Annotated in this window: 21 protein-coding genes and 1 tRNA gene; 15 read left to right on the top strand and 7 right to left on the bottom strand. The window is 60.2% G+C overall.

Features of this window, described 5'->3' with window-relative positions; all coding sequences use genetic code 11:
* Positions 1 to 71: 71 nt before the first annotated feature.
* Positions 72 to 158: transfer RNA gene (locus tag CEW89_RS12535), tRNA-Leu, on the bottom strand.
* A 147-nt stretch (positions 159 to 305) separates the two neighbouring features.
* Here CEW89_RS12535 and CEW89_RS12530 point away from each other — a divergent pair.
* Positions 306 to 1,292, top strand: coding sequence for a complex I NDUFA9 subunit family protein (locus tag CEW89_RS12530; RefSeq protein ID WP_096807228.1), 987 nt, complete (start codon positions 306 to 308; stop codon positions 1,290 to 1,292).
* Between the two features lie 51 nt (positions 1,293 to 1,343).
* Here the strand turns inward: CEW89_RS12530 and CEW89_RS12525 are convergent, their stop codons facing one another.
* A complete protein-coding gene (locus tag CEW89_RS12525) occupies positions 1,344 to 2,147 on the bottom strand; it encodes an undecaprenyl-diphosphate phosphatase (RefSeq protein ID WP_096806116.1) in 804 nt (267 codons plus the stop codon).
* A 229-nt stretch (positions 2,148 to 2,376) separates the two neighbouring features.
* Here CEW89_RS12525 and CEW89_RS12520 point away from each other — a divergent pair, with 229 nt between their 5' ends.
* The 6 genes from CEW89_RS12520 to CEW89_RS12495 all read left to right on the top strand — a co-directional run bounded on the left by CEW89_RS12520 (position 2,377) and on the right by CEW89_RS12495 (position 12,026).
* A complete protein-coding gene (locus tag CEW89_RS12520) occupies positions 2,377 to 3,810 on the top strand; it encodes an NAD(P)-dependent oxidoreductase (RefSeq protein WP_096806115.1) in 1,434 nt (477 codons plus the stop codon).
* 60 nt (positions 3,811 to 3,870) lie between these two features.
* Positions 3,871 to 8,406, top strand: coding sequence for a glutamate synthase large subunit (gltB, locus tag CEW89_RS12515; RefSeq protein WP_096806114.1), 4,536 nt, complete (start codon positions 3,871 to 3,873; stop codon positions 8,404 to 8,406).
* Between the two features lie 151 nt (positions 8,407 to 8,557).
* Complete coding sequence (gene mtgA, locus CEW89_RS12510) at positions 8,558 to 9,229, top strand: monofunctional biosynthetic peptidoglycan transglycosylase (RefSeq protein WP_425321007.1); 672 nt, start codon at positions 8,558 to 8,560, stop codon at positions 9,227 to 9,229.
* A 49-nt stretch (positions 9,230 to 9,278) separates the two neighbouring features.
* Complete coding sequence (gene fzlA, locus CEW89_RS12505; RefSeq protein WP_066703267.1) at positions 9,279 to 9,944, top strand: FtsZ-binding protein FzlA; 666 nt, start codon at positions 9,279 to 9,281, stop codon at positions 9,942 to 9,944.
* Positions 9,945 to 10,031: 87 nt separating this feature from the next.
* The gene (gene queG, locus CEW89_RS12500; protein WP_096806112.1) at positions 10,032 to 11,072 is read left to right on the top strand and encodes a tRNA epoxyqueuosine(34) reductase QueG; all 1,041 of its coding nucleotides are present in this window, start codon (positions 10,032 to 10,034) and stop codon (positions 11,070 to 11,072) included.
* Between the two features lie 36 nt (positions 11,073 to 11,108).
* Positions 11,109 to 12,026 (top strand): DMT family transporter, encoded by a 918-nt coding sequence (locus tag CEW89_RS12495; protein ID WP_096806111.1) that lies wholly within the window; start codon positions 11,109 to 11,111, stop codon positions 12,024 to 12,026.
* Between the two features lie 10 nt (positions 12,027 to 12,036).
* Here the strand turns inward: CEW89_RS12495 and CEW89_RS12490 are convergent, their stop codons facing one another.
* Together CEW89_RS12490 and CEW89_RS12485 are read right to left on the bottom strand one after the other, a co-directional pair.
* Complete coding sequence (locus tag CEW89_RS12490) at positions 12,037 to 12,537, bottom strand: hypothetical protein (protein WP_066703259.1); 501 nt, start codon at positions 12,535 to 12,537, stop codon at positions 12,037 to 12,039.
* A 93-nt stretch (positions 12,538 to 12,630) separates the two neighbouring features.
* Positions 12,631 to 13,500 carry a branched-chain amino acid aminotransferase gene (locus tag CEW89_RS12485; RefSeq protein WP_066703257.1) on the bottom strand — a complete coding sequence of 290 codons (870 nt, stop codon included), beginning with the start codon at positions 13,498 to 13,500 and terminating at the stop codon, positions 12,631 to 12,633.
* 167 nt (positions 13,501 to 13,667) lie between these two features.
* Between CEW89_RS12485 and CEW89_RS12480 the strand changes: the two genes are divergently transcribed.
* The 6 genes from CEW89_RS12480 to CEW89_RS12455 all read left to right on the top strand — a co-directional run bounded on the left by CEW89_RS12480 (position 13,668) and on the right by CEW89_RS12455 (position 19,303).
* Positions 13,668 to 14,180, top strand: a complete 513-nt coding sequence (locus CEW89_RS12480) for a MarR family winged helix-turn-helix transcriptional regulator (protein WP_066703255.1) — start codon at positions 13,668 to 13,670, stop codon at positions 14,178 to 14,180.
* A 1-nt stretch (position 14,181) separates the two neighbouring features.
* On the top strand, positions 14,182 to 14,880 hold the full coding sequence (locus CEW89_RS12475; RefSeq protein ID WP_066703252.1) for a response regulator: 699 nt from the start codon (positions 14,182 to 14,184) through the stop codon (positions 14,878 to 14,880).
* 71 nt (positions 14,881 to 14,951) lie between these two features.
* On the top strand, positions 14,952 to 15,194 hold the full coding sequence (locus CEW89_RS12470) for an exodeoxyribonuclease VII small subunit (RefSeq protein WP_066703249.1): 243 nt from the start codon (positions 14,952 to 14,954) through the stop codon (positions 15,192 to 15,194).
* Complete coding sequence (locus tag CEW89_RS12465) at positions 15,194 to 16,060, top strand: polyprenyl synthetase family protein (protein ID WP_096806110.1); 867 nt, start codon at positions 15,194 to 15,196, stop codon at positions 16,058 to 16,060. The genes CEW89_RS12470 and CEW89_RS12465 overlap by 1 nt, the downstream gene beginning before the upstream one ends.
* Positions 16,061 to 16,074: 14 nt before the next feature.
* Positions 16,075 to 18,003 (top strand): 1-deoxy-D-xylulose-5-phosphate synthase, encoded by a 1,929-nt coding sequence (dxs, locus tag CEW89_RS12460; protein WP_096806109.1) that lies wholly within the window; start codon positions 16,075 to 16,077, stop codon positions 18,001 to 18,003.
* 112 nt (positions 18,004 to 18,115) lie between these two features.
* Positions 18,116 to 19,303 carry an MFS transporter gene (locus CEW89_RS12455; protein ID WP_157779843.1) on the top strand — a complete coding sequence of 396 codons (1,188 nt, stop codon included), beginning with the start codon at positions 18,116 to 18,118 and terminating at the stop codon, positions 19,301 to 19,303.
* Here CEW89_RS12455 and CEW89_RS12450 read toward each other — a convergent pair.
* Positions 19,297 to 20,163: an SDR family oxidoreductase gene (locus CEW89_RS12450; RefSeq protein WP_096806108.1), complete on the bottom strand. Its 867-nt coding sequence runs from the start codon at positions 20,161 to 20,163 to the stop codon at positions 19,297 to 19,299. The genes CEW89_RS12455 and CEW89_RS12450 overlap by 7 nt on opposite strands.
* Before the next feature lie 111 nt (positions 20,164 to 20,274).
* Here CEW89_RS12450 and CEW89_RS12445 point away from each other — a divergent pair, with 111 nt between their 5' ends.
* Together CEW89_RS12445 and CEW89_RS12440 are read left to right on the top strand one after the other, a co-directional pair.
* Positions 20,275 to 21,735, top strand: coding sequence for an AMP nucleosidase (locus tag CEW89_RS12445; RefSeq protein ID WP_096807227.1), 1,461 nt, complete (start codon positions 20,275 to 20,277; stop codon positions 21,733 to 21,735).
* 135 nt (positions 21,736 to 21,870) lie between these two features.
* Positions 21,871 to 22,158: an HU family DNA-binding protein gene (locus CEW89_RS12440; RefSeq protein WP_066703235.1), complete on the top strand. Its 288-nt coding sequence runs from the start codon at positions 21,871 to 21,873 to the stop codon at positions 22,156 to 22,158.
* Positions 22,159 to 22,236: 78 nt separating this feature from the next.
* On the opposite strand, the gene CEW89_RS12435 is transcribed toward CEW89_RS12440, so the two are convergent.
* On the bottom strand, positions 22,237 to 23,190 hold the full coding sequence (locus CEW89_RS12435; RefSeq protein ID WP_066703232.1) for an AEC family transporter: 954 nt from the start codon (positions 23,188 to 23,190) through the stop codon (positions 22,237 to 22,239).
* Entirely contained in the window at positions 23,183 to 24,283 is a 1,101-nt protein-coding gene (gene aroC / locus CEW89_RS12430; RefSeq protein WP_096806107.1) for a chorismate synthase, read from the bottom strand. Before aroC ends, CEW89_RS12435 begins: the two co-directional genes overlap by 8 nt.
* Positions 24,284 to 24,328: the final 45 nt, after the last annotated feature.

Here is a 24,328-nt window from a genome sequence, read left to right as displayed (position 1 = left end):
CACTTATGACGCAGGAGGCACGACGCAATCCCGCCTGAATGACATTTTGCGATGTTCAAAAGGGGGGATTTTGGTGCCCAGAAGAGGACTCGAACCTCCACGTCCATACAGACACCAGCACCTGAAGCTGGCGCGTCTACCAATTCCGCCATCTGGGCACAGATGCGTCGTGAGGCGGTGATCTAAAGGCAGACGCGGGGCGTGTCAACGGCCATTTTCAATGTTTTTTGCGAGAGCGAAGATCCCTTGTTCATTTCCGCCTGAAAAGCTAAACCAGACGCGACAATTTGGCATTGGAGATGCAGATGACGAAACTGGTCACCATCTATGGCGGCGCTGGCTTTGTCGGGCGGTATATCGCCCGTCGTATGGCAAAGGAGGGCTGGCGTGTCCGCGTCGCAGTGCGTCGCCCCAACGAATCGCTTCACGTCAAACCTTACGGTGCGGTTGGACAGGTCGAGCCGGTGTTCTGCAACATTCGTGACGACGCCTCCGTGCGTGCGGCCATGCTTGGCGCGGATGCGGTCGTGAACTGCGTGGGCGTACTGACCGAGCGTGGCAAGAATTCCTTTGATGCCGTGCAGGCCGACGGCGCTGGCCGCATCGCGCGTATTGCAGCGGAAGAAGGCGTGGCGCAGCTCGTGCACCTTTCGGCGCTGGGGGCGGGTGCCGGGGCGGCGTCCAGATACGCGCGGACCAAGGCGGAAGGCGAGGCCAAGGTGCTTGCGGCCTTCCCGTCGGCCGTAATCCTGCGCCCGTCGGTGATTTTCGGGACGGAGGACCAGTTCTTCAACCGTTTTGGCAAGATGGCGGAAAAAAATCCGGTTCTCACGCTTGTGGGCGCCAATACGAAATTCCAGCCGGTCTATGTCGATGATGTGGCGCAGGCCGCCGTCAAGGGCGTTCTGGGGCAGGCGGAGCCGGGGATCTATGAGCTGGGCGGGCCCGATGTCTGCAGCTTCCGCGAGTTGATGGCGGAAATGCTCAAGGTCGTGCATCGCAAGCGTCCGGTGATCGGTCTGCCCTTCTGGGTCGGCAGTCTGATGGCTTTCGGTTTCACCGTGTTGCAGAAAGTGTCGCTGGGCCTGTTCCACAACGGTATCCTGACACGCGATCAGATCGCCAACCTGAAGGTCGACAATGTCGTGTCCGGAAGCGCCAAGAGCTTTGCTGATCTGGGGATCAAGCCGACGGCGATGCAGGCGGTTCTGCCTGATTACATGTGGGTGTACCGCGACGGTGGTCAGTATGACGCCATTCGCGAAAGCGCGAAAAACCTGCGCGAAATCTGATCGCGCCCATGGATCGAATGACAAACGCGCCCTCCCGGGGCGCGTTTTCTTTTAGCTATAGGCCATGGCGAGAAGCACCACACCCAGGATCACACGGTAGATGACATAGGGTGTGAAGCTCACCGATTTCAGCAGCCGCATCATCAGGGTCAGAGCAAGGAGCGCCGCGCCAAAGGCGAACACCGCTCCGATGGCCGCATCTTTCAGCATCGCCCAATCCGCGTCTCCGACCACCTCCGCGCCAAGCAGGATGCCGGAGGCCATGATGGTCGGGATCGACATCAGCATGGAAATTTTCGCCGCATCTGCACGGGTGTATCCCATGGCGCGCGCGCCGGTGATGGTGATGCCCGAGCGGGAGGTGCCGGGGATCAGGGCCACCGCCTGCCAGAGACCGAGCTTGATCGCGTCCTTGAGGGTCCAGTCTGTCTCTCTCTTCACTTCGGCGCCCTTCTGGTCGAACCAATAGAGCACGAGACCAAAGATCAGCATGGTCCAGCCGATGACCAGCGGCGAGCGCATGGCGTCGGACAGTCCGGTGATCTTGAGGATGAGGCCGATCACGATCACCGGGACGGTGGCGACGACCAGAAGCAAGGCGAGTTTGGAGCCGGGCGTGTCGATGCGCCCGGTCATCAACCGGGGCAGCCCGGCGAGGCCGTCCTTCACGTCGCGCCAGAAATAGAGGATTACGGCCCCCAGCGTGCCGACATGGACGGCCACGTCGATGGCCTGACCCTGGTCGTGCGTGCCAAGGAAAAGAGGCAATAGAATCAGGTGTCCGGAGGACGAAACCGGAAGAAACTCCGTGATACCCTGCACGATTGCAACGATGAGAAGATAAAAGAGGCTCATGGGGTCTCCGATGCGGCCTTGGTGGCGGTTAGGGTAAACTCATTTGGAATCAATAAGAAGGCAAATTATAAGTCAATAATTATGACGTATTATTTGACGTTTCGGTCTGAATTTCCGCTGCGCGGTGGCTCAGAAATGAAAAATAAGACAGCACTTCTGACTTTTCTTTTTTTTCGAGACGCTATAATGAGGCCTCGACAATTTTACCAACCTTCGGAGATGTGGTGTCATGGCGAAAGAGCCGATGCTCAAATTCGTGACCGTAGGCAGGGATATGCCGATCAAGCGGGACGCGGAGGATCGTAAGGACGATTTTCTGGAAATCTACGGCGAGTTCGCGGATGAAAAAGCCAAGGAACAGGCGTCGCGCTGTTCTCAATGCGGTGTGCCCTACTGCCATACCCACTGCCCGCTGCACAACAACATCCCCGACTGGCTGCGTCTGACTGCAACGGGACGGCTGAAAGAGGCCTATGAGATTTCTCAGGCCACCAACAGCTTCCCTGAAATCTGCGGTCGCATCTGCCCGCAGGACCGTCTCTGCGAAGGCAACTGCGTCATTGAACAGTCCGGCCACGGCACTGTGACCATCGGTTCCGTCGAAAAATACATCACCGACACGGCTTGGGAAGAAGGTTGGGTCGAGCTGATCAAACCCGCTGTCGAGCGCGAGGAAAGCGTTGGCATCATCGGCTCCGGTCCGGGGGGGCTGGCCGCTGCAGACCGTCTGCGCCGTGCGGGCCTTAAGGTCACGGTCTACGAACGCTCGGACCGTGCCGGCGGACTTATGATGTATGGCATTCCGGGCTTCAAGCTCGAGAAGGACATCGTCCTGCGTCGCGTCAAGCAGCTCGAGGATTCGGGTGTCGAGTTCGTGATGAACTGCAACGTGGGCGAAGACATTTCCTTCGATGCGATCCGCGGTAAACACGATGCCGTGCTGATTGCCACGGGTGTCTACAAGTCCCGCGATCTCAAGGGGCCGGGGTCCGGTGCCGCCGGAATCGTGCGTGCGATCGACTATCTCACCTGCTCGAACAAGCTGTCCTTTGGCGATGAGGTTGAAGAGTACGAGAGTGGCGAGCTGAACGCCGCTGGCAAGAAGGTCGTCGTGATCGGTGGCGGGGACACGGCGATGGACTGTTTGCGGACCGCGATCCGTCAGGGCGCGACCTCGGTCAAATGTCTCTATCGTCGCGACCGTGCCAACATGCCGGGGTCTCAGCGCGAGACCCAGAACGCCGAGGAAGAAGGCGTCGAATTCGTCTGGCTCTCCGCGCCGAAAGGCTTTGCGGGCGATCCGGTCACAGGCGTCATGGTGCAGAAGATGCGCCTTGGTGCGCCGGATGCTTCCGGGCGTCAGTCGCCTGAGATCATCGAGGGCGCCGACTATATCGAAGAGGCCGATCTTGTGATTAAGGCGCTTGGTTTTGAGCCCGAAGATCTGCCGACCCTCTGGGGTGTCGAAGAGCTTGAGACCACCCGTTGGGGCACCGTTATGGCCGACTTCAAAACCCATGCGACCAACCTTGAGGGTGTCTATGCCTGTGGCGACATCCAGCGCGGTGCCTCGCTTGTGGTCTGGGCGATCCGGGACGGGCGCGAAGCAGCGGACGCGATGGTCGAGTATCTCGATCAGAGCGCGGCTGTGGCGGCTGAGTAATTCGACTTCAAAAGGGCAGGGAGAGAGGTCCCTGCCGCCTTTATCTGAAAGGTATCCGACATGACGAAATTTGATGAAAGCTGGGCCGCCCGTGAAGAGGCGAAACGCCAGTGGATGGCGGAACACTCGCTGTTCCGCGAAGACGACGAGCACTCTTCCTGCGGGGTGGGTCTCGTGGTGTCCATCGACGGGTCGAAATCCCGCAAGGTCGTGGAAAACGGCATATCCGCGCTGAAAGCGATCTGGCACCGTGGTGCCGTGGACGCCGACGGCAAAACCGGCGATGGCGCGGGCATCCACGTTCAGATCCCGCACCATTTCTTTGGCGACCAGATTCGCCGTACCGGGCACGAAGCCCGTCACGGCGAATTGCTGGCCGTGGGTCAGGTGTTTCTGCCCCGCACGGATTTCTCCGCGCAGGAGACCTGCCGGACCATCGTGGAAACCGAAGTGCTCCGCATGGGCTATTACATTTACGGCTGGCGCCATGTTCCGGTGGACACGTCCTGCCTGGGCGAGAAGGCCAATGCAACGCGTCCCGAGATTGAGCAAATCCTGATCTCCAACTCCAAAGGCGTGGACGAAGAGACGTTCGAGCGCGAACTTTACGTCATCCGCCGCCGGATCGAGAAGGCCGCCCAGGCCGCCGGTGTGCGCGAGCTTTACATCTGTTCGCTGTCCTGCCGTTCGATCATCTACAAAGGCATGATGCTGGCCGAACAGGTCGCGGTGTTCTACCCGGACCTGATGGACGAGCGGTTCGAGAGCGCCTTCGCGATCTATCACCAGCGCTATTCCACCAACACCTTCCCGCAATGGTGGCTGGCCCAGCCGTTCCGCATGCTGGCGCATAACGGTGAGATCAACACGATCAAAGGCAACACCAACTGGATGAAATCGCACGAGATCCGCATGGCCTCGTCGACCTTCGGCGACATGGCCGAGGACATCAAGCCGATCATCCCGCAAGGCTCGTCGGACTCTGCCGCGCTCGATTCCGTCTTCGAGGTGCTGGTGCGTGCCGGGCGGTCTGCACCGATGGCGAAAACCATGCTGGTGCCCGAAGCCTGGTCGAAAAACGCCGAGGAACTGCCGCAGGCGTGGCGCGACATGTATTCCTACGTGAACTCCGTGATGGAGCCGTGGGACGGTCCGGCCGCATTGGCGATGACCGACGGTCGCTGGGTCTGTGCCGGTCTCGACCGGAACGGGTTGCGTCCGATGCGCTATGTCGTCACCGGTGACGGTCTTGTGATCGCGGGCTCCGAGGTGGGCATGGTGCCGACCGACGAGGCGACCGTGGTGGAAAAAGGCGCGCTGGGTCCGGGGCAGTTGCTGGCCGTCGATATGGCCGAGGGCAAGCTTTACCACGACGTGGACATCAAGAACCGTCTGGCGAATTCCCAGCCCTTTGGCGATTGGGTCGGCAAGATCGTCGATCTGGACGAAGAGCTTGCGGGTCTGAAGGAGACGGCGATTTTCACCGGCGCCGAGCTTAAGAAGCGTCAGATCGCGGCCGGTTACACCATCGAAGAACTGGAACAGATGCTGGCTCCGATGGCCGAAGACGGCAAGGAAGCGCTTGCTTCCATGGGCGACGATACGCCTGCGGCTGTGTTGTCGGAGAAATACCGTCCGCTCAGCCACTTCTTCCGCCAGAACTTTTCTCAGGTCACCAACCCGCCGATCGACAGCTTGCGCGAATATCGCGTGATGTCGCTCAAAACGCGGTTCGGCAACCTCAAGAACGTGCTCGACGAGGACAGCTCCCAGACCGAGATTCTCGTGCTGGAAAGCCCGTTTGTCGGCAATGCCCAGTTCGAGGCGCTGAAAGGCCATTTCAATGCGCCGATGACCGAGATCGACTGTACCTTCCCGGTGAACGGCGGGCCGAACGCGCTGCGTGACGGGCTGGAACGCATCCGTGCGGAGGCCGAAGAGGCTGTGCGCTCCGGTGGCGGTCACATTATTCTGAGCGACAAGAAGCAAAGCGAAGAGAAAATCGCGATGCCGATGATTCTCGCGACCTCTGCGGTGCATAGCTGGCTGACGCGCAAGGGGCTGCGGACCTTCTGTTCGCTGGGTGTGCGCTCTGCCGAATGTATCGACCCGCATTATTTTGCGGTGCTGATCGGCTGCGGTGCGACCATCGTGAACGCCTACCTGGCTGAGGATTCGATTGCGGATCGTATCGAGCGAGGGCTCTTGGATTGCACCCTGACCGAGGCGGTGTCGCGCTATCGTGCGGCGGTGGATGCGGGTCTGTTGAAGATCATGGCGAAGATGGGGATTTCGGTGATTTCCTCCTATCGCGGTGGTCTGAACTTCGAGGCCGTGGGCCTGTCGCGCGCCATGGTGGCGGATTTCTTCCCGGGCATGCACTCGCGGATTTCCGGCATCGGCGTCGGTGGCATTCAGCGCAAACTCGAAGCCGTGCACAAACAGGGCTGGCTTGGTGGCAACACGCTGCCGATCGGCGGCTTCTACAAAGCGCGGAAATCGGGCGAGACCCATGCATGGGAAGCGCAGTCGATGCACATGCTGCAATCGGCCTGTGATCGTGCATCCTATGAGATGTGGAAGCAGTATTCGGCTAAGATGCAGTCGATGCCGCCGATCCATCTGCGCGATCTGTTGGACTTCAAAGCGCTCGGCAAACCGGTGCCGATCGAAGAGGTGGAATCGATCACCTCGATCCGCAAACGCTTCGTGACGCCGGGGATGTCGCTGGGTGCGCTGTCGCCTGAGGCGCACCGCACGCTGTCCATCGCGATGAACCGGATCGGGGCGAAATCCGACTCGGGTGAGGGCGGTGAGTCTCCGGACGATTTCACGCCGGAACCCAATGGTGACAACGCGTCCGCGAAGATCAAACAGGTGGCGTCGGGTCGTTTCGGTGTGACCGCCGAATACCTGATCCATTGCGAAGAGCTGGAGATCAAGGTTGCCCAAGGTGCGAAACCGGGCGAGGGTGGTCAGCTTCCGGGGATGAAGGTCACCGACCTCATCGCCAAGCTGCGGCACTCGACCAAAGGCGTGACGCTGATCTCGCCGCCGCCGCACCATGACATCTACTCCATCGAAGATCTGGCGCAGCTCATCTATGACCTGAAACAGATCAACCCGAAAGCCAAGGTAACGGTGAAACTCGTGGCCTCCTCCGGCGTCGGTACGATTGCCGCCGGTGTGGCGAAAGCGAAAGCCGACATCATCCTGATCTCCGGTCACAACGGGGGCACGGGCGCCTCGCCAGCGACTTCGATCAAATTCGCCGGTCTGCCGTGGGAAATGGGTCTCACCGAGGCGCATCAGGTGCTTGCGATGAACAACCTGCGGGATCGTGTGACGCTTCGCACCGATGGCGGTCTGCGCACCGGTCGCGACATCGTCATGGCGGCGATGATGGGCGCCGAGGAATACGGCATCGGCACCGCCGCTCTGATCGCGATGGGCTGTATCATGGTGCGTCAGTGCCAGTCGAACACCTGCCCGGTCGGCGTCTGTACCCAGGACGAGCGCCTGCGTGCGAAGTTTGCCGGCAATGCCGACAAGGTCGTCAACCTGATCACCTTCTATGCGCAGGAAGTGCGTGAGTTGCTCGCCTCTCTCGGGGCGCGGTCGCTGGACGAAGTCATCGGTCGTGCCGATCTTCTGACCCAGACCTCGCGTGGCTCGGCACATCTCGACGATCTCGACCTCAACCCGCTTCTGCTCTCCGTCGATGGTTCGGACCGGATCGTCTATGACCGTTCCAAACCGCGCAATGCGGTGCCGGATACGCTCGATGCGCAGATCGTGTCGGATGCCGCACGCTTCCTCAACGATGGCGAAAAGATGCAGCTGTCCTACGCGGTGCAGAACACGCTTCGCACCATCGGGACGCGCACCTCGTCGCATATCGTGTCGAAATTCGGCATGCGCAACAGCCTCCAGCCGGACCACCTGACCGTGAAACTTACGGGCTCTGCGGGGCAGTCGCTGGGTGCTTTCGCGGCGCCGGGTCTCAAGATCGAAGTGTCGGGCGATGCCAACGACTATGTGGCGAAGGGCCTTTCGGGTGGCACCGTTGTGGTGCGTCCGCCGATGCATTCGCCGCTCATCGCCGATCAGAACACGATCATCGGCAACACCGTGCTTTACGGCGCGACGGACGGCTATCTCTTTGCCGCGGGTCGTGCGGGCGAGCGGTTTGCGGTCCGGAACTCCGGTGCGAAAGTGGTGATCGAGGGCTGCGGCTCCAACGGTTGTGAATACATGACCGGCGGGATTGCGGTGATCTTGGGCGCCATCGGCGCGAACTTCGGGGCGGGGATGACGGGCGGTATGGCCTATCTCTACGACCCGGAGGGCAAGGCGCTCGACCTGATGAACCTTGAAACCCTCGTGACGTGCCCGGTCACAGTGGATCATTGGGAGACCCAGCTCAAGGAACTCATCGAACGTCACGCCAAGGAAACGCATTCCATCAAGGCGAAGGAAATTCTCGATCACTGGGACGAGGAGAAAGGCAACTTCCTCCAGATCTGCCCGAAAGAGATGCTCATTCACTTGCCGGTGCCGCTTACGCTTGAAAAAGGCGCGATTCCGGCCGAGTGAAATCGACACCGATCCAGCAAAAAGCCCCCGTTTCGGGGGCTTTTTCTTTTGTGTACGCAGCCGAGGCTTGACCTCCCCGCGTCCCGCATGGTTCCTCGTCCCCATGGCTAAGACGCGCAAATCCAAAACGAACTCCGCGAGGCCCGTGGGCATGTTTCGACGTCTGCGCCGCCGTGTCTTGCGCGGCATTCTTCTGGCTTTCATTCTCGTGCTCGCTTGGATTCTGTCCTATTCGGTGATCCCGGTGCCGGGGACGTTTTACATGTTGGCGGAAAGCGGGCGTCAGGGGCAGATGGTCGATTATCAATGGACGCCGATCGAGCGGATGTCGCCGCATCTCGCCCGCGCCGTGGTCGCCGCGGAGGACGCAAATTTCTGTAAGCACTGGGGATTCGATCTCGGGGCGATTCGGTCCGCCATCTCCGAGGGGGGCAATCGCGGCGCATCCACGATCACCCAGCAGACGGTGAAAAACGCCTTTCTATGGCATGGGCGGAGCTGGCCGCGCAAGGCGCTTGAGGCGTTGCTCACTCCCGTGGTCGAGCTGAGCTGGAGCAAGAAGCGGATTCTTGAAGTGTATCTCAATATCGCCGAGTTCGACGAAGGCGTGTTCGGCGCCGAAGCCGCTGCGCGGCATTACTTCGGGGTGGGTCCCGAAGATTTGACCGCGACGCAAGCTGCCCGACTTGCCGCGATCCTGCCGTCGCCGAAGACACGCGATGCCGGAAATCCGGGTCCTTTCGTTCGGCAAAGAGCTGCGCAGATCGTGGATGGGGCGGCCACAATTGCGCGAGACGGGCGCGCGTCCTGTTTCGAGGATTGAACTGCCGCGGGGCTTGCGGCAAGTAGAGAGAAAACCGCGAGTAGAGATCATGATCCGCCTATACCACGTTCCCCTGTCCCCTTTTTGCCGCAAGGTGCGTCTTTGCTTGGCGGAAAAGAAGCTCGAGGTGGAGCTGGTCGAAGAGCGGTACTGGGAACAGGATGCGGATTTCCTGCGGCGTAACCCGGCGGGCAAAGTGCCGGTGCTGCGGATCGACGACATGCATTTGTCGGAAAGCGCGCCGATTTGCGAATACCTTGAAGAGCGTTATCCGAATCCACCTTTGATGCCGAAGGATATCGAAGGGCGCTATGAGGTGCGCCGTCTGGTGGCGTGGTTCGATGACAAGTTCCACCATGAGGTGACGTCGAAACTTCTTTATGAGCGGGTGAACCGCAAGTTGATGAAGACCGGCTATCCGGTGGCGGCCAATGTCAAGGCGGGCTCGAAGGCGATCAAATATCACCTTGATTACATGGCGTGGTTGCTGGACCGGCGCCGCTGGCTGGCGGGCGATGCCATGACGCTCGCCGATTTCGCGGCAGCCGCGCATCTGTCTGCTCTCGATTATATCTCGGATGTGGACTGGAACCGGCACGATGTGGTGAAGGATTGGTACGCCAAGATCAAATCGCGCCCGTCGTTCCGCTCGCTTCTGGCGGATCAGGTGTCGGGTTTTCCGCCACCGGCACATTACACGGATCTCGATTTCTGAACGCGATGCCGGGGGCTGTCTGCCGCCCCCCTTGTCCTTCGGGCAATTTCCCCCGAGGATATTTCCGGACAAAAGAAAGGGCTTCGTTTGGCCGGGTTGGACAAGGAAATCGTGCGCGCGCGGGCTTTGGAGGAAGGGTTCTCCAAGGTCTCTTTCGGGCGTCCGGAGATTCCCGGTGCGATGGAGCATTTGCAGAGTTTTGTTGCCGAAGGGCGGCATGGCCAGATGGGCTGGATGGAAGACCGGATGCACTGGCGGGGGGACCCGGCGGCGCTGTGGCCTGATGCGCGTTCGGTGATCATGCTGGCGGAGGCCTATACGCCGGATGACGATCCGATGGAGGCGATTAATAGACCCGAATCTGGCACAATTTCGGTCTATGCCCGCAATCGGGACTATCATGACATCGTCAAAAAGCGGCTCAAACGGCTTGGGCGCTGGCTCATTGAGCAGGCCGGTGAGGGGACGGAGATCAAGGTTTTCGTCGACACGGCGCCGGTGATGGAGAAACCTTTGGCGGCGCAGGCCGGGCTTGGTTGGCAGGGCAAGCACACCAATCTCCTGTCTCGCGATCTGGGTAATTGGTTTTTTATCGGGGCGATTTTTACGACCCATGATTTCGACCCTGATCCAGCGGAAAAGCCCCATTGCGGGTCGTGTCGTGCTTGTCTCGACGCTTGTCCGACGGGCGCGTTTCCGGCGCCGTATCAGATCGACGCGCGGCGGTGCATTTCGTACCTGACGATTGAGCATCACGGGCCGGTGGAGGAAGAGTTGCGCGCGCGAATGGGCAACCGGATTTACGGTTGTGACGATTGTCTGGCGGCATGCCCGTGGAACAAGTTCGCGGTGGAGGCGAAAGAGGTGCGGTTTGCGGCGCGGGCGGATTTGATTTCTCCCCCGCTGGCGGAACTGGCGCTTCTGGAGGATGCGGCGTTCCGGGAAAAGTTTTCCGGCTCTCCGATCAAGCGGATTGGGCGGGATCGGTTCGTACGCAATGTGCTCTATGCCATCGGAAATTCGGGTTCGCCCGGTTTGCGTGACGTAGCGGCAGGGTTGTGCGAGGATGCCGACCCCACCGTGCGCGACGCGGCGCGATGGGCCGTTGCGCGGCTGACGGAGGAATGACACACAGGCGTATTCCCACCTGACAGGAGACGCATCATGCAGCCGTTTCGCGGTATCGGTCTCAAGCTCGCTTCCGTGATCTGTTTTGTCATCATGGCAGCACTTGTGAAAGCCGCAAGCGACGAGGTGCCTGCGGGCGAGGCGGTGTTTTTCCGGTCGTTCTTTGCCTTGCCGATCATCTTCATCTGGCTTGCCGGGCGTGGTGAGTTTCGTGCAGGGCTCAGGGTCAAATCACCGATGGGGCATCTTTGGCGCGGTCTGATCGGGGCAAGTGCGATGTTTCTCAATTTTATGGCGCTGGCACTTTTGCCGCTGCCCGAGGCGACGGTGATTGGCTATGCTTCGCCTCTGCTTCTGGTGATTTTTGCGGCGATGTTCGCAGGGGAGGATGTGCGCCTGTTCCGGTTCACAGCGGTGTTTGCCGGGCTGATCGGGGTGACCATCGTGCTTGCGCCGCGGATGACGGTGCTGCACGGCGCGCCCGATCCGAAGGAGCAGCTTGGGGCGATGATGGCGCTGGGCGGGGCCTGTCTGGCGGCCATCGTTCAGCTCCATGTGCGCAATATGGTGCGGACGGAGAGCACGACCTCCATCGTGTTCTGGTTTTCGATGTCCTGTACGTTTGCGGGGCTTTTGACCCTGTTCGTTACGCCATGGGTGATGCCGAGCGGTAAGGTTCTGGTGTTTCTGATCCTCGGCGGTCTCATCGGCGGAGTGGCGCAGGTGTTCCTGACCTCCTGTTATCGCTATGCCGATGCCTCGCTTCTTGCGCCGTTCGATTATGCCTCGATGATCTTCGCTCTGGGCATCGGTTACGCGGTGTTTGGCGACGTGCCGACGAAGCCGATGCTTTTGGGCGCGTCCATCGTGATTGCTGCTGGTATCGTAATCATTCTGCGCGAGCGCGCGCTTGGGGTCAGTGCGGCCAAGCGCAAGAAGGCGGACGCACTTTAAAGCGTTTCCATTACTCCAGCACATGAGGCCAGAAACCGTCGCGTTTCATCTGGGCGCGGCGTTCCTGTTCCTTTTCGACGGCTTTGCGTTGGGCGACGACCATGCGCTCGGCCTGAGTCGCGGCGGCGACACCGGCGGCGGCGCGGGCGATGGGAAAGGGGCCGATACGGCTTTCTCCAACGAGATAGGTGACGTTCACCTCACGGCTGCCGGGGATGGTGCGGAATTTGACCTGAACCTTCGCCTCCATGCGGGCAAAGGCGGTTTCGAGGGCGGTCTTGTACTGATCTCTGGTGCTGGTCGCCTTCGCCTCTTGGCCGATGTCGACCACGGCGATGATCAGGCTCTTGTTCTCGATCTGCCCGGCCTCGGTTAATCGTTCGACCGTGATGCCGAGCGGGCGCAGGGATGGGTTTCTTGTCACGAAATACGCGGTCAGCGCCAGAATGGCCGGTGTTACGACGAACACCGTGATGAGGGTAATGACGATGGTGTCTTTTTTCGAGACCACGGGAACCTCCTGCCAATCATGTGCGCGCAGATTGGCAGAAAGCCCTTATTTCCCGGTTAATGTCCTTTGCTGGGAGCGCAAAAGGGTTTGATCTCAGCTGCGCACCAGTTTTTCGTAATCTTCGGAGATCTCGCGGGTGAGTGCGCCGACCTCGAACATATAGTCACCGATCTGGCCCACGGGGGTCACTTCAGCGGCGGTGCCGGTGAGGAAGCATTGTTCGAAACCTTCAAGCTCCTCGGGCAGGATACGGCGTTCGTGCACGGTCACGCCCTTGTCCTTGAGCATGGCGATGACGGTTTGGCGGGTGATGCCGTTCAGGATCGCGTCCGGGATCGGCGTGTGCACCTCGCCGTCCTTGACGAAGAAGATGTTCGCACCGGTCGCTTCGGCCACATAGCCGCGATAGTCCATGAACAGCGCGTCGGAGCAGCCTTTCGCTTCGGCGGCGTGTTTCGACATGGTGCAGATCATGTAGAGACCGGCGGCTTTGGCGGCGGTCGGGATGGTTTCCGGCGAGGGACGTTTCCATTTCGCGATGTCGAGCTTGGCGCCCTTCATTTTGGCATCGCCATAATAGGCGCCCCATTCCCAACCGGCGACGGCCATGCGCACCGGGTTGCGCAGCGCAGAGACACCCATGTCTTCGCCAGCGCCACGCCAGGCGACCACGCGCACATAGGCGTCGGTCCAGCCATTGGCCTTGAGCATGTCGTATTTCGCCTTTTCGATCTCTTCGACCGAATAGGGGATCGGCATGTCGAGCGCCTTGCCCGAGGCGAGCAGCCGTTCGGAATGCGCGACGGATTTGAAGATCTTGCCATTGTAGCAACGCTCACCCTCGAACACGGAGGAGGCGTAATGCATGGCATGGGTAAGAATATGGACCTTGGCGTCGCGCCAATCGACGAGCGTGCCGTCCATCCAGATGTAGCCGTCGCGATCTTCGTAGCTGCCAGCCATGGGACTCTCCTTTGTCGACATCCCTCTTTCATGAAGTTGCGCCGGATGGCATCAAATGGGATGATTGTTGCGTGAAATCCCGGTTTCGCTATCAATTCCGTCTTGGAATGTCAACAACACTGACTTAAACTGTACGTAATTTGCGCAGTTCGAGAACGAGGCAGGATATGGCGGATGGTAAATCTGGCGGAACCAAGAGTGGGGAAGCACTGCTTTTTCTGACGGATGAACAGCTTCGTAAGGGCATCGAGGCGATGTTCTTTGCTTATCGCGGTTTTACGGCGGACCCGGATCGTATTCTCGAAAAACACGGCTATGGCCGGGCGCATCACCGTGCACTGCATTTCATTTCCCGCGCTCCGGGCACCAATGTGAACAACCTTCTGGGCATTCTCGGCGTGACGAAACAGTCGCTCAACCGTGTGCTGCGGACGTTGATCGAAGACGGTCTGGTGGAAAGCCGAGTGGGCGTTCAGGACAAGCGCGAACGTCATCTCTATTTGACGGAGACGGGCAAAGTGCTGGAAGGTGAGATTGCAGAGGTGCAACGCGCCCGGATGCGCGCGGCGTATCGCGAGGCGGGACACGAGGCCGTTTCGGGGTTCCGGCAGGTGCTCGAGGCGATGATGGACCCGGATCAGACGGCGTTTTTCAACGCGCTGTCCGGGAAGGAGGACTAGGTTGAGTGGGGAAATCCACCTTCTGATTGTGGACGATGACGAGCGGATCAGGGGGCTGTTGCAGAAGTTCCTCATCCGGCACGGGTTTTGTGTGACGGCGGCGCGGGATGCGGCCCATGCGCGGCGTTTGCTTGCGGGGCTGGAATTCGATCTCATTGTGCTCGATGTGATGATGCCGGGCGAGGACGGGATCAGCCTGACGCGCGATCTGCGTAAGACCCTTTCGACGCCGATCATGCTTTTGACCGCGAAGGGCGAGACCGAGGATCGGATTGCCGGGCTTGAGGCGGGGGCGGACGATTACCTGCCGAAGCCGTTCGAGCCGAAAGAGCTTTTGTTGCGGATCAACGCGGTGCTGCGCCGGATGCCGCAGATGGAGCAGGCGGAGGCGGGGCCGAAATACCTGCATCTCGGGCGGTTCCGTTACGATGTCGAGCGCGGCGAGCTTTGGGAAGGCGACCAGATCGTGCGGCTGACCGGGACCGAGGCGCAGTTGATGAAGATTTTCGTGACCTCGGCGGGAGAGCCGGTCACGCGGAGCGAGTTGGTCGAACGGCTGGGACGCGATGGCGATCAGGCGCAGGAGCGGGCCGTCGATGTCCAGATCACGCGTCTGCGCCGCAAGCTCGAAGACGACCCGCGCCAGCCGCGTTATCTTCAGACCGTGCGGGGTGCGGGATATATGCTGACGCCGGAGTAAGTCGGCAAAGTCAAACTGGCTTTTCCCGCCGGTTTTCCTATATGCAGTGAGAAAGCATTTTGGAGAGTCAGATGAGCGATACGCCGGTCAGCGAAATGTCCTTTGAAACCGCTATGGCGGAGTTGAACGAGGTTGTGAGCAAGCTCGAACGCGGTGACGTGGCGCTTGAGGACAGCATTGCTTTGTACGAACGCGGCGCGGCGCTCAAGGCGCATTGCGAGGCCAAGCTCAAGGACGCCGAGGAAAAGGTCGAAAAGATCACCATCGGCCCGGATGGCCAAGCCAAGGGCGTGACCAAGGCCGAAGGTGTCTGATGCAAGACGGTCTGGCGCGTTGCAAAGCGGCGGTTTCCGCCTGTTTTGAGACTGTTTTGTCCCCGCTTGGTGCCATGCCGGTCGAGGAGGGCATGCGCTATGCACTTGAGGGCGGCAAATGTTTGCGGGCTTTCCTCGTGATGGAAGGTGCGGCATTGCATGGGATTGCACCCGCGCAGTCCGTCTGGGCTGCGGCCGCGATCGAGGCGCTGCATGCCTATAGCCTCGTGCATGACGATCTGCCCTGTATGGACGATGACGATTTGCGCCGGGGTCAGCCGACGGTGCACAAGCGCTGGGACGAGGCGACGGCGGTGCTCGTCGGCGATGCGCTTCAGCCCCTTGCTTTCGAGCTTTTGACCCGGCCAGAACTGGGTGTTTCCAGTCAGGTTCGGGTCGAATTGATCGCCTCTCTGGCGCGTTCTTCCGGTGTACGGGGCATGGTTCTGGGGCAGGCGCAGGATATTGCGGCGGAAACCTCCGCTACGCCTCTGAGCCTCGACGAGATCACTGTGTTGCAGGGCAACAAGACCGGGGCGCTGATCGAATGGTCCGCCCGTGCGGGGGCGGTTCTGGCTGGGGCCGATCCCACACCGCTGGGCGCCTATGCCAAGGCGCTGGGCCTCGCCTTCCAGATTCAGGACGACATTCTCGATGTCGAGGGCGATGTCGAAAAAACCGGCAAGGCCGTGGGCAAGGATGCAGATGCGGGGAAGGCGACGTTCGTGTCGCTTCTGGGTCTTGAGGGGGCGAAAGCGCGTGCCGTGGCCTTGGTCGATGAAGCCTGTGCGGCCTTAAGCCCCTATGGAACCCGTGCCGAACCCTTGCGAGACGTAGCCCGCTTCGTTATTTCGCGGGAAACCTGAGAAAGCGAGACGCCATGTCCGATCGTCCAGCCACACCGACACTTGACCGCGTGAATGTCCCCGCCGATCTCAAGGCGCTGTCTGATGTCGAACTCAAGCGTCTTGCCGGAGAGTTGCGCCAGGAGGTGATTTCCGCCGTATCCGAGACCGGTGGGCACCTTGGGGCGGGGCTTGGCGTGGTGGAGCTGACCGTGGCGTTGCACGCGGTGTTCGATACGCCGAAAGATCGGCTGATCTGGGACGTGTCGCATCAATGTTATCCGCACAAGATCCTGACAGGGCGTCGCGACCGGATGCGGACGCTGCGACAGGAGAAAGGTCTTTCGGGCTTCACCAAGCGCTCGGAAAGCCCCTTTGACCCCTTTGGTGCCGGGCACAGTTCCACTTCGATTTCCGCGGCCCTTGGTTTTGCCGTTGCGCGCGATCTCGGGGGCGCGCCGGACTACGGGCTGGGCGACGCGATTGCCGTGATCGGTGATGGTTCCATGTCGGCAGGTATGGCGTTCGAGGCGATGAACAACGCGGGCCATCTGGGCAAACGCCTGATCGTCATCCTGAACGACAACGAAATGTCCATCGCGCCGCCGACCGGGGCGCTGTCTTCCTATCTTACCCGCCTCTATGCCGGAGCGCCGTTTCAGGAGCTGAAAGCGGCCGCCAAAGGGGCCGTATCGCTTTTGCCGTATCCGTTTCAGGAGGGGGCCAAGCGCGCGAAGGAAATGCTCAAGGGCATGACCGTGGGCGGCACGCTGTTCGAAGAACTGGGCTTTTCCTATGTCGGGCCGGTCGACGGGCATGACATGGACCAGCTTCTGAGCGTGCTCCGCACCGTGAAGGCGCGGGCCACCGGGCCGATCCTGATCCATGCGATCACGAAGAAGGGCAAGGGTTACGCGCCTGCCGAAAGCCGTCCGGACAAGGGGCATGCGACGGCGAAATTCGATGTTTTGACGGGCGAACAGAAAAAAGCGAAATCCAATGCGCCGTCCTACACACGGGTTTTTGCGGATGCGCTCATTCAGGAAGCGGAGCGGGACGACAAGATTGTTGCCGTGACCGCCGCCATGCCGGATGGCACGGGGCTCGATCTTTTCGCCGAACGGTTTCCGAGCCGGTGTTTCGATGTCGGTATCGCCGAACAACATGGCGTGACCTTTTCCGCCGGTCTGGCGGCTGGCGGGATGAAGCCGTTCTGTGCGATGTATTCGACCTTCCTTCAACGCGGTTACGATCAGATCGTCCATGACGTAGCGATCCAGCGCCTGCCTGTGCGGTTTGCCATTGATCGTGCGGGTCTTGTCGGCGCCGATGGGGCGACCCACGCGGGCGCGTTCGATATTGCCTTCATGGCGAACCTGCCGGGCATGGTGGTGATGGCCGCCGCCGATGAGGCGGAGTTGAAGCATATGGTTGCCACCGCCGTGGCGCATAACGAGGGGCCGATTGCTTTCCGTTATCCGCGCGGTGAGGGCGTTGGCGTCCAGATGCCCGAACGCGGCGAAGTGTTGGAGATTGGCAAGGGCCGGATCGTGCGCGAAGGCACGCGCGTGGCGCTTTTGTCTTTTGGCACACGCCTCGAACCCGCCCTGAAAGCTGCTGAGAACCTCGCGGCCAAGGGTATCTCTTGCACCGTGGCCGACGCGCGTTTCGCCAAGCCCCTCGATCACGATCTGATCCGCGATCTGGCGGCCAACCACGAAGCGCTGATCACTCTGGAAGAGGGCTCTGTCGGTGGATTCGGGTCGCATGTGGCGGATTTCCTCGCCAATGAGGGCGTCTTTGATCACGGGTTGAAATTCCGCTCGATGACTTTGCCGGATACGTTCATCGACCATGCCAGCCCCGAGGCCATGTATGCGACCGCCGGTCTCAACACGCCGGACATCGAGACGAAGGTGCTCTCCGTGCTCGGGGTTGCCGATATTGCCAGCAAACGCGCCTGATCGCGGTTTTCGCAAGGCGGGTATGACGCCAGCGCTTTGGTCGTGCGGTTGATCCTTTGATCTGAATGGACGAAGACTGGCGTTTGCAGTCTGCCTCAAATCAGGATTTCCCATGGCCGTTGCCTCCACAGCCGCGCCCGGCACCCGTCCGGGTATCGTTCTTTTCGCGCTTGCGATGGGCGGGTTCGCCATCGGGACGACGGAATTCGCGACGATGAGCCTCTTGCCCTATATGGCCGTGGGGCTGGGCATAGATGAGGCGAAGACGAGCCACCTTGTCTCGTCCTATGCGCTGGGGGTTGTCGTCGGTGCGCCGATGATCGCCATTGCAGCGGCGCGGATCGAGCGGCGGATGTTGCTTGTCGGTTTGATGGCGATGTTCTGTCTGACCCATGTCCTCTCGGCGATAGCGCCGAATTACACGACCATGTTCATCGCGCGTTTCCTGAGCGGTATGCCGCATGGCGCCTATTTCGGCGTGGCGGCCTTGCTTGCGGCCTCTCTTGCCGGCCCCGGACAGAGGGGCAAGGCTGTGGCGCGTCTCATGTTGGGGCTGACCATTGCGACGGTGGTCGGTGTGCCTATGGCGAATGTGCTTGGTCAGACGGTGGGGTGGCGCTGGGCTTTCGCGTTGGTCGGCGTTCTGGCGGCGCTGACGGCAGTGTTGATTTTGAGTTTCGCGCCGGTTTCGGCGGCGGGCGATGGGTCCAATGCGGTGCAGGAGCTTGGTGCGCTGAAGAACCGGCAGGTGCTTTTGACCCTGTTGAGCGGGGCGATCGGGTTTGGCGGGTTCTTTGCCTTCTACACCTATCTCACCTCCACGCTTCTGGAGGTGACGCAGGTCGCAGAGGGCGCCGTGCCGTGGTTTCTGGCGCTGATGGGGGTTGGCATGACGCTCGGCGCGCTGATTGCCGGTTGGGCGGCGGACCGGGCGCTGAACCTGTCGGTGTTTCTGATGCTGTTCGTGAATATCGGTCTGCTTTTGCTTTACCCGCTGATCGCGGGGCAAAGTGGGGCCATGGCGGGGCTGGTGCTGGCGATGGGGCTGGCAAACGGTTTTCCGATCCTGTTGCAGACCCGACTCATGGATGTCGCCCGCGATGCGCAGGCGCTGGCGGCGGCGTTGCACCATGCCGCCTTCAATGTGGCCAATGCGCTGGGGCCCTTTATCGCCTCGATCTACCTCGCGAAGGGCTACGGGTTCACCTCCTCGGGCTATGTCGGTGCGGTGCTGACCTTTGCCGGGGTGGTTCTGTACGGCATTACGCTTTGGGATTATCGGCGGAACTGGCGTTACTGATCTTCTTGCAGCAAGGCTTGCAGGCCGGTTTTGTAATCCGGGTAGATGAGCCGGATGCCCAGATCCCGCTTCATCCGGTCGTTTCGCACCTTCTTGCTTTCTGCATAGAAACTCCGCGCCATGGGCGTCATCTCCGCTGTTTCGAAATCTTCTTCGGGCGGGAGCGGCAAGCCGAGAAGTTCGGCGGCATAGCCGATCACCTCCTGCGGCGGGACCGGAAGGTCGTCGCAGATATTATAGATTCCGCTGGAGTCGGGCCTGTGGATAGAGGCTTCCAGAACCTGAGCGATGTCTTCGACATGGATGCGGGAAAAGATCTGATCCTTTTTCACGATGCGCCGGGCCGTACCATTTCGGACCTTGGCGAAGGGTCCTCGACCCGGCCCGTAGATGCCCGCGAGGCGAAAGATCGACAGGTTTAGAGCCAAATCCTGCGCAGTCTCCTGCCAATCCATTTCGGCCTGAACCCGTGCGATGCCGCGTTTCGTGGCGGGGGTCAGAGGGGTTTCCTCATCGACCCAACCTCCGCCATGATCGCCATACACCCCGGTGGTTGAAAGATAGCCGATCCATTGCAGATTTGGGGCGGCGTTGATGAGAGGCTGCCGGTAATCGCGCAGAAACGGATCCCCCTCTGCATTCGGGCCAGCAGAGATCAAAAGATGTGTTGCGCCGCCTAATTGCGCTGGAATCGGCTCTTGTCCGAGTAAAATCGGCTCCACACCTGCATTGTCAAATTCCCGTGCCTTTTCGGGGTTACGGGTGGTGCCGATGATCTCCCAGCCCTGCGGCAGGAGACGACGGGCCAAAGCCTGCGCGCTATAGCCGTGACCGAAGGAAAACAGTTTCTGTGTGGTCATGGGTCTCTCCTGATTTCGGGGCTCTTGCGTCCGCGCCGCACATGGTCTCAACTGTGGAGATACCGTGCTGATAAAAGGAATATAAGAATGGACAGCCGTTTGACGAGCCTGATGCTTGAAACCCCGCCAGAACGCGATCCCCGGAGTTATTCCGACGCGGAGGCGGCGGTCAGCCAACTCGAAGAGCTCTACACGGAAGCCTGTTCTTTCTTGGCGGAAAAATTCTCGATGATCGCACGCGGCGAAAAGCCCAGGGCGCGGTATCGGGCCTATTATCCGGAGATTCGCGTGGTGACGACCTCGCACGCCACGATGGACAGTCGGCTGTCCTTTGGTCATGTGGCAGGGCCGGGCGAATATTCGACGACGATCACGCGACCGGACCTGTTCCGCAATTATCTCAAACAACAGATCACCCAGATCATCCGCAATCACGGGGTGCAGGTTCAGATCGGGTCGTCGCAGACCCCGATGCCGGTGCATTTCGCGGTCGCCAATGACGAAAATATCACCGTGCCGCAGGAGGGGGCGATGGCTTTTCCGCTGCGCGATGTCTTCGATGTGCCGGATCTGAGCACCACCCATGATGATATTGTGAACGGGTTCGGCTATCTGCACGAGGATGGGTCTTCCGCGCTCGCGCCCTTCACGGCACAGCGGATCGATTATTCTCTGGCCCGCCTGTCGCATTACACTGCGACCGATGCGAGCCATTTCCAGAACCATGTGTTGTTCACCAACTATCAGTTCTACGTCTCGGAATTCGAAGCCTATGCGCGCAAGGTTCTGGCCGATCCGGAGAGCGGCTACACCAGCTTCGTTTCGACCGGGAATGTCGAAATCACCGATCCCGATACGGTGATCCCGCCCACGTCGAAGATGCCGCAAATGCCGACCTATCACCTGAAACGCGCCGATGGCGGCGGGATCACTTTGGTGAATATCGGGGTCGGGCCGTCGAATGCGAAAACCGCGACGGATCACATTGCGGTGCTGCGGCCGCATGCCTGGATCATGGTCGGCCATTGTGCGGGTCTGCGCAACTCCCAGCGGCTTGGCGATTTCGTTCTGGCACATGCCTATCTGCGCGAAGATCATGTGCTGGATGACGATCTGCCGGTTTGGGTGCCGATCCCGGCGCTGGCGGAGATTCAGACCTCGCTTGAAGATGCGGTGGAGCAGATCACCGAACTTGAGGGCTATGAGCTTAAGCGGATCATGCGAACCGGGACGGTTGCGACGATCGACAACCGGAACTGGGAGCTTCGGGACCAATCCGGTCCGGTGCAGCGGTTGAGCCAGTCGCGTGCCATCGGTCTCGACATGGAAAGCGCGACGATTGCCGCCAACGGATTCCGGTTCCGTGTGCCTTACGGGACGCTTTTGTGCGTGTCGGATAAGCCGCTTCATGGCGAATTGAAATTGCCGGGGATGGCGTCCGAGTTCTACAAATCGCAGGTCTCCCGGCACTTGCTGATCGGCATTCGCGCCATGGAGCTTTTGCGGGCGATGCCGATCGAGCGAATCCATAGCCGGAAATTGCGCTCCTTCGAGGAGACGGCTTTCCTTTAACTGAGTCTTTTTCGTCCAAAATGCGCGAAAAACCCCAGTATATGTACACTAGGCGTTGTATGCCCCCGCAATATTGGCTTAGAAATGCGCGATAATCCCCTAATCCAAGGGGGGCGTACGAGGAGTATACAGACAATGTCGAAACCGATGACCAAGACCCAGCTCGTGGCTGCTCTGGCCGAAGAAATGGGCACCGACAAGAAATCCGCTGGTGTTGCGCTCGAAGCGATCACTGCGATCATCACCAAAGAAGTGTCCGCCGGTGGCGCCGTGACCCTGCCGGGTGTTGGCAAGATCTACTGCCGCGAGCGCCCGGAGCGCATGGTTCGCAACCCGCAGACCGGCGACCAGATGAAAAAAGAAGCCGACAAGGTCGTGAAAATGACCATCGCCAAAGCGCTGAAAGACAGCGTGAACGGCTGAACCGGTTTTAAGGTTTAAGGGAAAGGGTCGCGGTTCGCGGCCCTTTTTCTTTGGTGGTGTGCTCGGTGAAAACAGTCTCTAAACCACCAGAAATAGCACGATGTTGAGGGTGACGAAGGCCCCCAGTGTGTTGACTAGGATGGAGAGGGAGGCCAGCGCACCGCGTCCGACTTCCTGGGCAAAGAGCGCCGCAATCGCCATGGTCGGAAGGGCTGCGGAAATAAGTGCAGCGGTGCGCAGGTTCGAATCCATGGTGACACCAAAGTGGCCGATGAAGAAGATCACAAGCGCTGTACAAACGGGCATGACGATCAGTTTGCCCACCGCGGCCTGGCCTGCCAAGCGTAGATTACCCTCAAAGGACAGTCCTACAAGCGAGCCGCCAATGACGAAAAGCGCGACGGCAGAGGCGGAGGCCGCGACCAGATCAATCAGTTTGTGAACCGGGCCGGGCAGGGACAGACCCGAGGCGGAAATGAGAAAGCCAAGGATGATGGCGATGATCAGAGGTCGCTTGAGCAGGCTTTTGAGGACTTGGCCGAATTGTTGAAGTGCATTCCCCCGGCGGTCTTCACGCGGTTTTCCCGCCTCGATGGCCATGAGCGCGAGGGGGATGAAGACGATGTTCTCCACGAGAAAATTCATCGCAAGGATGATTCCGGCGTGATCGGGGACGAGGATGAGGAACATCGGGTAGCCGATGAAACCCGAGTTCGGGCAATAAGAAATCATCGTCACCACGCCGCGACGACCTGGGTCGGCGACGATGGAGAACCAGAGAAAGGTTAGCCCCGCCGTCAGGAGGCCGGAGAGTGCGTAGACCACGATGTAATCCGGGTGGATCACCTCGGAAATCGGACGGGAGGAAATCGCGCCGAAAACCAAGGCGGGCAGGGCGAAATTCATCACCCAACCGCCGAGGATGCTCATGTCCTGTGGGCGAAACACGCCCTTTGTGACCGTCGCATACCCGATGGCGACCATGGCGAAGATCGGGAATGTGATCCCGAAAATGGTGAGAATCTCAGCCAATTTTGCCGCGAAGCCCCTCGCCGATCTGGCCGCGATGTAAGAGCAAGTGATCGAGGATCACACAGGCCATCATCGCCTCGCCCACCGGCACGGCGCGAATGCCGACACAGGGGTCGTGGCGGCCCTTGGTGATCAAATCTGTGTCTTCGCCGGATTTCGTCACCGTCTTGCGCGGGGTGAGGATCGAGGAGGTCGGTTTCACCGCAAAGCGCACGACGACATCCTGCCCGGTGGCAATCCCGCCAAGGATGCCGCCCGCATGATTAGACCCGAATTGAGGCCCATTCGGCCCCATCCGCATCTCGTCGGCGTTTTCTTCTCCGGTCAGACAGGCGGCATTCATGCCTTCGCCGATCTCGACCCCTTTGACGGCGTTGATCGACATCATCGCGGCGGCGAGATCGGTATCCAGCTTGGCGTAAATCGGCGCGCCGAGGCCCGCAGGGACGCCCTTCGCGACGACCTCGACGATGGCGCCAACGGACGAGCCGTTTTTGCGAATCTCGCCCAGATAATCGGCCCATTTGTCGGCGGTTTGCGCAGAGGGCACCCAGAACGGGTTATTTTCGATCTCCGCCATATCGCGTGGACCTTCGATGCCATGCGGACCGATCTGGGTCATGTAGCCGGTGATCTGCAAATCAGGCACCAATTCAGCCAAAACCGCCCGCGCCACGCCACCGGCGGCCACGCGCGCGGCGGTTTCCCGCGCGGAGGAACGCCCGCCGCCACGATAATCACGGATGCCGTATTTCTGGTAATAGGTGATGTCGGCGTGACCGGGGCGGAACGCCTGCGCGATTTCGCCGTAGTCTTTCGAACGTTGATCCGTGTTGCGGATCATCAACTGAATCGGCGTGCCGGTGGTCTTGCCTTCGAATACGCCCGAGAGGATTTCCACCTGATCCGGTTCGCGCCGTTGGGTGGTAAATTTCGACGTGCCGGGTTTGCGTTTGTCGAGCCAGACCTGAAGCATCTCTTCATTGATCTGGATCCCCGGAGGACAGCCATCAACGGTAGCGCCCAAGGCGGGGCCATGGCTTTCACCCCAGGTGGTGAAGCGGAAAAGATGTCCGAATGTATTCATGCTCATGGGCGGCTCCTTGGTCGCATAGACGTTTAACCGCTTCGACGCGGT

The organism is Celeribacter ethanolicus, assembly GCF_002407265.1.
GTDB lineage: Bacteria > Pseudomonadota > Alphaproteobacteria > Rhodobacterales > Rhodobacteraceae > Celeribacter > Celeribacter ethanolicus.
Note: the sequence above shows the minus strand (reverse complement) of the source record. Positions and strands in the feature narration are given on the sequence as shown.

Bases quoted from the DNA above. Each gene is read 5' to 3' on its own strand.
- CEW89_RS12530 (WP_096807228.1), top strand. From the start codon at position 306: ATGACGAAACTGGTCACCATCTATGGCGGCGCTGGCTTTGTCGGGCGG.
- CEW89_RS12525 (WP_096806116.1), bottom strand. From the start codon at position 2,147: ATGAGCCTCTTTTATCTTCTCATCGTTGCAATCGTGCAGGGTATCACG.
- CEW89_RS12520 (WP_096806115.1), top strand. From the start codon at position 2,377: ATGGCGAAAGAGCCGATGCTCAAATTCGTGACCGTAGGCAGGGATATG.
- gltB (WP_096806114.1), top strand. From the start codon at position 3,871: ATGACGAAATTTGATGAAAGCTGGGCCGCCCGTGAAGAGGCGAAACGC.
- mtgA (WP_425321007.1), top strand. From the start codon at position 8,558: ATGTTTCGACGTCTGCGCCGCCGTGTCTTGCGCGGCATTCTTCTGGCT.
- fzlA (WP_066703267.1), top strand. From the start codon at position 9,279: ATGATCCGCCTATACCACGTTCCCCTGTCCCCTTTTTGCCGCAAGGTG.
- CEW89_RS12495 (WP_096806111.1), top strand. From the start codon at position 11,109: ATGCAGCCGTTTCGCGGTATCGGTCTCAAGCTCGCTTCCGTGATCTGT.
- CEW89_RS12485 (WP_066703257.1), bottom strand. From the start codon at position 13,500: ATGGCTGGCAGCTACGAAGATCGCGACGGCTACATCTGGATGGACGGC.
- CEW89_RS12480 (WP_066703255.1), top strand. From the start codon at position 13,668: ATGGCGGATGGTAAATCTGGCGGAACCAAGAGTGGGGAAGCACTGCTT.
- CEW89_RS12470 (WP_066703249.1), top strand. From the start codon at position 14,952: ATGAGCGATACGCCGGTCAGCGAAATGTCCTTTGAAACCGCTATGGCG.
- CEW89_RS12465 (WP_096806110.1), top strand. From the start codon at position 15,194: ATGCAAGACGGTCTGGCGCGTTGCAAAGCGGCGGTTTCCGCCTGTTTT.
- dxs (WP_096806109.1), top strand. From the start codon at position 16,075: ATGTCCGATCGTCCAGCCACACCGACACTTGACCGCGTGAATGTCCCC.
- CEW89_RS12455 (WP_157779843.1), top strand. From the start codon at position 18,116: ATGGCCGTTGCCTCCACAGCCGCGCCCGGCACCCGTCCGGGTATCGTT.
- CEW89_RS12450 (WP_096806108.1), bottom strand. From the start codon at position 20,163: ATGACCACACAGAAACTGTTTTCCTTCGGTCACGGCTATAGCGCGCAG.
- CEW89_RS12445 (WP_096807227.1), top strand. From the start codon at position 20,275: ATGCTTGAAACCCCGCCAGAACGCGATCCCCGGAGTTATTCCGACGCG.
- CEW89_RS12440 (WP_066703235.1), top strand. From the start codon at position 21,871: ATGTCGAAACCGATGACCAAGACCCAGCTCGTGGCTGCTCTGGCCGAA.
- aroC (WP_096806107.1), bottom strand. From the start codon at position 24,283: ATGAGCATGAATACATTCGGACATCTTTTCCGCTTCACCACCTGGGGT.